Annotated in this window: 7 protein-coding genes; 3 read left to right on the top strand and 4 right to left on the bottom strand. The window is 41.5% G+C overall.

The window, feature by feature from the left end; all coding sequences use genetic code 11:
• Window positions 1–289 precede the first annotated feature (289 nt).
• Window positions 290–487, top strand: coding sequence for a high light inducible protein (locus ACM0OZ_RS06170; protein ID WP_414581915.1), 198 nt, complete (start codon window positions 290–292; stop codon window positions 485–487).
• 372 nt (window positions 488–859) lie between these two features.
• Window positions 860–1,627 (top strand): beta-carotene ketolase CrtW, encoded by a 768-nt coding sequence (crtW, locus tag ACM0OZ_RS06175; RefSeq protein ID WP_414581926.1) that lies wholly within the window; start codon window positions 860–862, stop codon window positions 1,625–1,627.
• Window positions 1,628–1,654: 27 nt separating this feature from the next.
• Here crtW and ACM0OZ_RS06180 read toward each other — a convergent pair whose 3' ends face one another.
• From ACM0OZ_RS06180 to ACM0OZ_RS06195, 4 genes are all read right to left on the bottom strand, one after another.
• Entirely contained in the window at window positions 1,655–2,671 is a 1,017-nt protein-coding gene (locus ACM0OZ_RS06180; RefSeq protein ID WP_414581916.1) for a hypothetical protein, read from the bottom strand.
• On the bottom strand, window positions 2,661–3,506 hold the full coding sequence (locus ACM0OZ_RS06185) for an SMP-30/gluconolactonase/LRE family protein (RefSeq protein ID WP_414581917.1): 846 nt from the start codon (window positions 3,504–3,506) through the stop codon (window positions 2,661–2,663). Before ACM0OZ_RS06185 ends, ACM0OZ_RS06180 begins: the two co-directional genes overlap by 11 nt.
• A 318-nt stretch (window positions 3,507–3,824) precedes the next feature.
• Window positions 3,825–5,513: an iron uptake porin gene (locus ACM0OZ_RS06190; RefSeq protein WP_414581918.1), complete on the bottom strand. Its 1,689-nt coding sequence runs from the start codon at window positions 5,511–5,513 to the stop codon at window positions 3,825–3,827.
• Complete coding sequence (locus ACM0OZ_RS06195; RefSeq protein ID WP_414581919.1) at window positions 5,455–6,894, bottom strand: PQQ-dependent sugar dehydrogenase; 1,440 nt, start codon at window positions 6,892–6,894, stop codon at window positions 5,455–5,457. The genes ACM0OZ_RS06190 and ACM0OZ_RS06195 overlap by 59 nt, the downstream gene beginning before the upstream one ends.
• 373 nt (window positions 6,895–7,267) lie before the next feature.
• Between ACM0OZ_RS06195 and ACM0OZ_RS06200 the strand changes: the two genes are divergently transcribed.
• Window positions 7,268–7,720 (top strand): HsdM family class I SAM-dependent methyltransferase, encoded by a 453-nt coding sequence (locus ACM0OZ_RS06200; RefSeq protein WP_414581920.1) that lies wholly within the window; start codon window positions 7,268–7,270, stop codon window positions 7,718–7,720.
• Window positions 7,721–7,734: the final 14 nt, after the last annotated feature.

Consider the following 7,734-nt stretch of genomic DNA (forward strand, 5'->3'; position numbering starts at 1 on the left):
ATTTTCAGTTAAAAAACTTTATTACCTGTCTATTAGTTTGAGGAACAAAATCTAGGAAACCTTCTGACTAACGTTAGATTTTCAATTTATAAATTCTCTTGGTATACCTGACTACTACTCAATCCGCTCACCAAACACTCATTCACCCATGTGATACAAAAATTTACAGAATTTTCTCAAAATCTCATCCTTTGGACTAGCTGACGCTTTGGCACTACAGACAGATAGCACTGACAAGGTGGGTGACTATTATAAAAAGTGTAATTGAGATACTTAAGGAAAGTTAACAATGACTAAGGGACCTTTTCCTACTGATGCAACTGAAAAAGCATATAATGGCAGCGATCGCAATGCAGTTAAGTTTGGATTTACTCCACAGTCCGAACTTTGGCAAGGTCGTTTAGCGATGATTGGTTTTATTGCTTACCTACTTTGGGACCTCAACGGCTTCAGCGTTGTGCGCGACGTCCTCAACCTCACTCACTAGTCTTGAAAGAACCCAGAACTCAGCAGTGAGAAATCAGTTTCGGAACTTAAGCCGACAGTACAGATAATGCAGAATGGAGTAGACACAACAGCCAACCCATTCTGTATTTCAGGTTCTGGGTTCTAAATAAATTGTTCTCAAGAATTTTGCCTGGATCACGCCCATACCAACCTCCACACGAAAAAAGTTTTCGGTATGGCAGTTATGTATGTAATTATTATTAAAGTAAATTAATATTTCTACATAATCTCAGGCTAGTGTTGCCTAAGGCACAGCACTAACCAATAATGGAGTTGCTCTGTTAGGTGGTTAGTGTATCTTGTCATGACCTTATTTTTGTGAATTTTTTACCTAAGACAGAGTAGAACCGTGATCGAACAATTAGAAAAGCCACCCACTCATCAAATAAAATTTACGAGTGAATCTACTACAGGACTTGTCATTGCTATTGTCATTATTGCAATTTGGGCAACCAGCTTAGTTTTATTACTCTCAGTAGATATCTCTAACTTTAATATCTTAACTTTATGGCTGGCGATACTTTGGCAGACATTTCTCTACACGGGATTGTTTATTACCGCTCATGACGCCATGCATGGAGTCGTGTATCCTCGCAACAGCAAGATAAATCATTTTATTGGTTCGCTATCTCTATTACTTTATGGTTGTTTATCCTATAACAAATTAATAAAAAAGCATTGGATACATCACCACCGTCCTGCTAGTGAACTAGACCCCGATTTTCACGACGGTAAACATAAAAATTTCTTTGCCTGGTATTTGAATTTCATGAAGAATTATTGGAGCTGGCGACAAATCATCGCCTTAATGGTTATCTATAACGTTGTTCATTACACGCTCCATATACCGGAACATAATCTTAATTACTTTTGGGCTATACCGTCGCTTTTAAGTTCAGTCCAGTTATTCTATTTCGGCACCTTCCTACCCCACCAAGAACCAGAAGGCGGTTATAGTGATCCTCATCGCGCTCAAACTATTTCACGTCCAGTTTGGTGGTCATTTATCACCTGCTATCACTTTGGTTATCACGAAGAACATCACGAGTCTCCTCATGCTCCTTGGTGGAAATTGCCAGAGATTTATATGTTGAGACAGCCAACAAATAACAACAGCTAAGACATCAAACATATAAACTCTCTAGACTTATCGTCCAAGAATTTTCCTGGCTTCCTGTTCAGCGTTCACGGTTCTGCGTGGAATTAAAGTATATGTAGTGGTAAGGTTAATTCTTTCCCCGCTCGAGAGTGTTTTTAGTGGACTTAGAAATTCTAGTTCTACGTAAGCATCTGGATCGGAGTTAGTATAAATTTCGGAGCTACTTCCCTGGTCGGGATAACTCACCCCAGTCACTCTAGGTGAGTCAATACGGACTACGACTTTTTCCCCAACCCACAACAACGTACTGGCATCGCAGCCTATCTTATGATTTTGTTTTGGATTGCGTGTCAATGAAAGTATCCCGTTTTCTACCTTTAAGTTGGCTGGTAACTGGTCGGATTGTTTTTTATACTTTTGAGGAAAAATCGAAGGTTGGGGTAGGGCAGCGTATACACCGATTGGATCGCGCATCTGTGTAATCACCCAGACCGCAACTTCTTTTGGTTTGCCCTTGACTTTTTCATAAGTTGTGGAAATGGTCATCACGGGTTTTTGCGGATGAAGTCGAATCGTTCGATAAGTCCGAATGCCGTAGAACGGGTCGATGGGGGAGATAAGCGTAATATTATTACCGTCAACCCTAGCCTGAACTGGCATGCTATCAAATGCGGGTGGAGGGGGCCAACCTCGCCCTGTAATTTTTTCCCAGTCGGACTGGGGGGCAGGCCAAGTTTTATCACCACCGAAATTACCCCACTCCGTCGATGTGGGGTTGGTGGCTTTGCCATAAATTTTCGGATTTTCCCAGAATGTACCTTCTCCATCTTTGAATCGAAACTGCATAACCCGCCCTATTGCTGGCACCACAACTGCTTCAACATGACCATTACTTAAAACCCAGGAGTCTTGCCAGCCTTGGTAACTAGTCTTTACTACCGTAATTTGTGCATCCTGTGATCGAGCTTTTTGGTTCGGGATGTTCGCAGTTACTTGTCTCCAACCTACGATAAAAACCGCTAGTAATAACCCGAAGCAAAACAGCGCCAACGTTTTAGCCTTCATCCTTCATCCTTCCTGGTTGCACCCCCGCCACCTTCAGGCGGATACGGTAAACCCCTTGACCTGCTGTTATATAAAGTGTTTTGTAGTCTTTATCACCCCAAGCCAAATTTGTTACCACTTCTGGCACAAGAATTTTACCTAGAAGTTGACTTGTTGGTGAGAAAACCCACACCCCTTCTGAACCGCTACAGTAGATATTGCCTTGGACATCTACCTTCATGCCATCGGGTACACCTTTGTCTGTGGGTCCAGTTAACTCTGCAAAAACTCTGCTATTTGTTAATGTGCCATCTGACTTGACCTCGAAAACACGGATGTATCCTTTTTCAGAATCACTAACGTAGAGTTTTTTCTCATCAGGAGAGAAAGCGAGTCCATTGGGACGCACCATCTCTTTGCTAAGCAAAGTCAGGGTTCCATCCGGTGTTAAGCGATAGATACCGTAAAAGCCAAGTTCTTCTTTTTCCTTACTGATACCATAGGGCGGGTCAGTGAAGTAAATGCTACCATCTGACTTAACTACAATGTCGTTTGGGCTATTGAGACGTTTGCCCTGGTAGCGTTCAGCCAAGACGGTTATTTGACCGTTTGTTTCTGTACGTACAAGGCGGCGGTTATGTTCAGCGGTAATTAACCGTCCTTGCGTATCGAACGTATTACCGTTGGGATTCCCAGCAGGACGACGATAAATGGAAATCTTACCGTCATTTGTCCACTTATAGATAGTGTCGCCGGGAATATCACTAAAGAGTAAAAAGCCACGTGGATGCCAGACGGGTCCTTCTGTAAACTTTAAGCCATCAGACAACTTTTCTATCTTGGCGTTGCTGCTCATGATGGTTTGTAGACTAGGAACGCTATTTCCCTTGCTCTGTTGTACGCACAAAAAGCTTAGTAACAAACTGCACAGAGATATTTGTAAAGTAAATTGTTTCACGGTTGCCTACCGACTTGAAGCCAACATTGTTCTCGTTAATTTTAATACCACGTTAGTAGTTTAGTTTGCAAAGACGCTTATTATAGGGCTTCTCGTTTGAATGAAGTACATATTTATCTGTGTTCCATGAGTGTTCCATGAGTGTTCCATGAGTGGTTCTTATTTCTTGGTGTATTGCACTCAACGCCTGAACCGCTATAGTATGAACTATTACGATTAAAAGTTAAATACTGTCCTAACAGTGCCCACAAAAATATCACCATTAGCTTCATTATGATTTGCATTGGTGAGATAGATAATACCAGGTATTACCGTGATATTCTCTGTAAGAGGATATTGATAGAAAGCTTCAAAGTGTAAGCCAGTCGCACTATCTTCACGGTTATCAATTGTATTATATATGACTTTAGGTGGCATCCCAAATCCTAATCCAGCAACAGCATTTTCTTTAAACAGATCGGGGAAAGCTAGATTGATTGCATAATTGATAATGTCTGCATTACCCTCCACACTGTCAACCCGGACAGCATTGATGTATCCAAACCAACTACTCACAGCTATTTTTTGCGAAATTCTCCACAAAGCTTCCACACCGAAAGCATTCGATACCAAGGGTACACCAGAACCAAAGGGAGTGTTGGCAAAATTACTACCTGTTCGATGTAGCAAATTGCCATCAGGAGAATAGTTGTGAACATAAGTCAATCCAAATTCCAGGTTTTGTGCTGGTTTTAGCGAAAGTTGGGCTAAAGCGCTATAAGTTTCACCAAATAGTCCTTGATTAGCAACCTCAGAATTTTCTGCCAAATAACCCACATCCAAACGAATTGTTTTGTTGTTATAAACTGCTGCTACACCAGCCGGACTGATAAAGCCAATACGATAAATAGGGTTACGTTCTAAAAAACGGGAGGGAGAACCTTGTGCGCCACCAAAGCTAGCGAAATAAGGATTCACAACTGTGGCGTAGTAATGGTGAGATGCAGCATTACCGTAAAGGTAAATGTTTAGGTTTTCTGCTACAGGAAAGCGATATTCCAGTAAATTTAAATCAACGCTGCTGTCATTATTTCCCACTTCAAAGGAAAGACGCGTCATATTGGTAGCAGAAGCACCGTTGAAGTTTGGCACTCTATTAGAAGACTGAAGACGCACAAGCAACCTATCTTTACCTGTAAAACTACTGATAAAATTTAATCGAGTGCGATGATTTAATGCCACGTTAGAATCAATTCTCGTATCAAGGTTACTGTCTGCACTATCTCCGGCTATACCACTAGCAACAACGACAATGGAACCGCTTAATTTAGTTGTGCTGGAAAATTGCTGGGACTTTAAAACAGCAGAATTCGCCTCCAAAGTTTCTACCCGATCTCGCAAAGACGCTAACTCCCTGGCAAACTCATCTTGTAAACGTTTAATAGTCGTAATGTCTGCCTCTAGACTTTGGGGAAGTTGGTTTTGAAGCTGTTGATTAATTGTGTTAATACAAGCATTCAATCCGACGGCAAACTCATAACGAGTTAACGGTCGATAACCCTTATAGGTATTATCTGCATATTTTGTAATACAACCATATCGTTCCATTAAAGATTGCAGTGCGACAAAAGCCCAATCCGTTGGTTTGACATCAGATAATTGAGAAACTGAAGTCATTTTATCTAATGCTTGTTCATTCAGAATCTCTGCTTCCACTGCAATTTCAGATGCCTTTACTGGAGCGCCAAGAGCAATAACAATGCTTAAAATTAACGGATTAATGACTCTAAAAGTTTGTAACACCTGCTGAACAAGAATTTTATTTTCGCTAATTTTTTTCAACTTGCGATCGCTGCTACCTAAAAAATTATAATTTGCTACTTTGACGCTGGTTTTTATAATTAGGTGATTCTGGTGAAGGGACAAGTTTTCTCACTTTACCATCGCTCTTAGATGTCACATAGATTTCTCCTTCTTCGTCTATCCCAAACCGGATATCGGAACGGTTCCTACCGACCATTTTCAGAAAAGAAGTTTCTCGATCGCCGTCAAAGAGTCTAAGTTCTTTTATCTTTGCCTGTTTTCCATTCACGAGATCATTCACAGGCACGTAAAAAAAGCGCCCGTCATTGCAAAAGTCCCCAAAAACATATTGACCTACCAATTCTGGAATTGCTTTGCCCCTGTAAACATAACCGCCTGCAATCCCAACCGCATAGAAGCCTGACCAATCAGGTGGTCTGTCATGGTCATATTGAGCAACAGGGTATGTGTAACCATACTTGGAATCATTTTTAGGTAATGGAAACAGAACATTCTCATTTTTTTCATCTACAACCCACGTTCCCTCGCGATTTCCCCATCCATAATTAGCTCCTTTGATACCGAGATTCACTTCTTCGATAAAAGCCTGACCAATATCGGCAATCAACATTTTGCCTTCGCCACCGGTATCCCAGCTAAAACGATGGGGATTACGCAGTCCATAAGCCCAAATTTCCCCTAATTTCTTCGGGTCGCCATCCTTAACAAAAGGATTATCCTTAGGGATGCCATACTTCCCGTTAGCACTATTCTTGCCGAAGGGATCAATACGGAGTATCTTGCCAAGGGGTGTGCTGAGGTCTTGTCCATTATCCAGGGGGTCTGTATGGCTTACGGGGAAGCCGTCGCTCCCGCCATCTGCCACTGCAATATACAAGATGCCATAATCGGCATCTGTGGGTTTAGCATTAGGATTAAAGCCCAATTGCCCGACATTGTGATCTGGGTAGGGTTCTTCAATGCGAAGGATTTCCCGAAATGTTCCGGAAAAAGTATTGGCAGTAGGGTCGTCAGCTTTCCACTCGCGAATCACGTCGTGGTGAGTGCTTTCTATAATCTTGCCTTCGCTATCAACAATACTTTTGGTAACTGGGAAATCAGGAATGCGATTATTTTTTTCTTCGCTATTTACAGTATAAAAAATTCCATTTTTGGCAAATTCTGGGTGAAAAGCAAAATAGGAAAAACCCTGTTGTGAAGTTTCATCGCTAAAGCCTGAACACAATAACCTTTTTAAATCCATGTATACAGAGGCTTTATCATTAATAATTACATAGAGCTTGCCACGCATATCATTGACGAATAACCTTCCACTACCGTCAACTGCATGGGTTAACATATTCAATCTCGCTACTCTCTCTCTTCCTATTCCACTTAAGGGAATTTGCACAACTTCTTTCAGTCCTACAGAGAGTTTTGATTTTTCAATTTTCTCGGAAATTGGGTCTTTTATCTGGGCATAGGAAATACTTGAAAAAGCCAAATTTGAGAACAGGAGAAAGCAGAGACAAAACAGAATGTAGACCCTTTTCATTTCGGTGAGAAACTTAAAAATTTAGCTTATAGCTTATACAAGTTCAGCAGAAATAAGTGTTCACTTATAGCAGGGAACAGGGAACTCTTAACAGGGAACAAAGTTGAAAGTCTGTCAGTGTCCAGGTTTTACGTTCAGTTTCTGTCCTAAACTACCTGGCGACGGCTACGAAATCCTCTATTTGTACAGTGCGTAAGTCCTACCTCATTGAGAGAAGATATGCAAAAACTTTCCGCATAACGTCCCTCACTGAGGAATTAGACGGAAAGTTTCCATATATTTTACAGCTTTGTGTCCTACCGCACCCTACTGCTGCTAAAAGATGTTGGTGTTTGTTGAGCAACATTCTCCTGTATCGGCGGACGCAGGACTTGAAAACATTCGGCTAGAATCGTTTGATGTCGTTTTGACTAATCCTCCTTTCGGTTCAAAGTTACCCATTGATGATCCATATATCTTGGATCAGTTTGAACTCTCGATAGCAGAAGCCAAAGCCCCACGCTCTTCCCTACCTCCTGAGCAGTTGTTTGTAGAACGGTGTTTGGAATTTGTCAAACCAGGGGGACGTATGGCAATCGTTCTGCCTGATAGTATTTTGTCTAATCCTGGTTTGGCATTTATTCGTCGAAAAGTTCTGCGAAACGCCTACATCATAGCCAGCATTGATTTACCTCGTCAGATGTTTGCTCGGTCTGATACCCACACAATGACAAGCGTTCTAGTGCTGCAAAAGTTTAGTGACGCTCCTACACCAACCCTAACGGGTATGGTGTAGGCTTCTCAGGCATT

Origin of the sequence: Scytonema sp. PCC 10023, assembly GCF_963920835.1 — a bacterium.
Taxonomy (GTDB): domain Bacteria; phylum Cyanobacteriota; class Cyanobacteriia; order Cyanobacteriales; family Nostocaceae; genus Kalymmatonema.

What these genes read in the sequence shown, in the direction of transcription:
- ACM0OZ_RS06170 (WP_414581915.1), top strand. Translation starts at nt 290, where the DNA reads ATGACTAAGGGACCTTTTCCTACTGATGCAACTGAAAAAGCATATAAT.
- ACM0OZ_RS06180 (WP_414581916.1), bottom strand. Translation starts at nt 2,671, where the DNA reads ATGAAGGCTAAAACGTTGGCGCTGTTTTGCTTCGGGTTATTACTAGCG.
- ACM0OZ_RS06185 (WP_414581917.1), bottom strand. Translation starts at nt 3,506, where the DNA reads ATGAGCAGCAACGCCAAGATAGAAAAGTTGTCTGATGGCTTAAAGTTT.
- ACM0OZ_RS06200 (WP_414581920.1), top strand. Translation starts at nt 7,268, where the DNA reads ATGTTGGTGTTTGTTGAGCAACATTCTCCTGTATCGGCGGACGCAGGA.